Origin of the sequence: Halorubrum sp. SD690R, assembly GCF_005435035.1 — an archaeon.
Classification (GTDB): Archaea; Halobacteriota; Halobacteria; order Halobacteriales; family Haloferacaceae; genus Halorubrum; species Halorubrum ezzemoulense.
The window spans coordinates 1-462 of record NZ_SGTV01000134.1 but is presented as its reverse complement, the minus strand read 5'-3'; the positions used below and the strand labels follow the sequence as shown (position 1 = coordinate 462).

The following is a 462-nucleotide window of genomic DNA, read 5'->3' as shown; positions in this document are numbered from 1 at the left end:
AACATCGGCTGGGCGTTCTGCTACAACGGGATCGCGATCCCGCTGGCGCTGACGGGGCTGCTCAATCCCCTGTTCGCCGCGGTCGCGATGGCCGCGAGCAGCCTGCTGGTCGTGACGAACTCTTCGCGCCCGCTGCTCGAGGAGTAGGCGCACTCGCTCCCACGAGAGCACTGAATCGGGGCTCAGGGAAGTTCGGCCGCCGCGTCGACCAGTTCTTCCTCCGTTTGCCAGCGGTACAGTCGGTCCGCTTCCGCGAACAGTTCGAAGACGCCGTCCTGCATCCAGCCGAACGGGTGTTCCTCGTCCTCGTACTCGCGTTTGAGGACGTGGCTCTTCTCGAAGTACTCGTTCGTCCCGACGAGCAGTCCCTGTTCGACGAGGAAGTCGCTCGGCTCCTTCTCCGCGACGCCGACGAGGTACGTGACGACGTCGGCGATCAAGCAGAACTTCTGGATGCTGTTG

Annotated in this window: 1 protein-coding gene and 1 pseudogene; one reads left to right on the top strand and one right to left on the bottom strand. The window is 63.9% G+C overall.

Features of this window, described 5'->3' with window-relative positions; all coding sequences use genetic code 11:
• Nucleotides 1–147, top strand: a 147-nt coding sequence (locus EXE41_RS19815; RefSeq protein WP_137691805.1) for a cation-translocating P-type ATPase, incomplete at its 5' end; no start/stop codon positions are given.
• Nucleotides 148–182: 35 nt separating this feature from the next.
• Here EXE41_RS19815 and EXE41_RS18745 read toward each other — a convergent pair.
• Nucleotides 183–462: pseudogene (locus tag EXE41_RS18745) on the bottom strand (hypothetical protein); the annotation flags it as partial.